The organism is Bifidobacterium aemilianum, assembly GCF_003315635.1.
In the GTDB taxonomy this organism is placed as follows: Bacteria; Actinomycetota; Actinomycetes; order Actinomycetales; family Bifidobacteriaceae; genus Bifidobacterium; species Bifidobacterium aemilianum.
The window spans coordinates 1-562 of the sequence record NZ_PDCG01000050.1; the positions used below are offsets into that span (position 1 = coordinate 1).

Here is a 562-nt window from a genome sequence, read left to right on the forward strand (position 1 = left end):
CCCGACCCCACTGGCCCCCCACACCACCGTCGAGGCCGTCCCTCCCAGCACGCGAGGCAATGACGGGGGCCACGCCATCGGCCTCGGGCCGATGAACCTCCATGGTTTCCTGGCCCGCGAGGGCATCCACTACGGCTCCGAGGAGGGGCTGGACTTTACGGACATGTACTTCATGACCGTGGCATACCATGCCTACCGGGCCTCCCACCAGATCGCGGTGGACCGGGGGCATGCCTTCGCGACCTTCGCCAGGTCCGCCTACGCCAAGCCCGCCGGCCAGGGCAACTACTTCGACAAGTACACGGATGGACGGCGCGCGCTGGAGCCCAGGACCGAGCGGGTGCGTGCCATCTTCGACAAGTACGGCATCGAGATCCCCTCGGTTGAGGATTGGCGGGAGCTCCAGGCGCAGATCATCCGTGACGGCATATACAATCAGAACCTCCAGGCCATCCCACCCACAGGCTCCATCTCCTACATCAACCACTCCACCTCCTCAATCCTGCCCATCCCGGCCAAGATAGAGATCCGCAAGGAAGGCAAGATCGGTCGCGTCTACTAC

The 562-nt window shown here is 64.4% G+C and carries 1 pseudogene; it reads left to right on the plus strand.

What is annotated here, in order from left to right:
* Positions 1-562 (plus strand): annotated as a pseudogene (locus CRD60_RS08360) (class 1b ribonucleoside-diphosphate reductase subunit alpha); the annotation flags it as partial.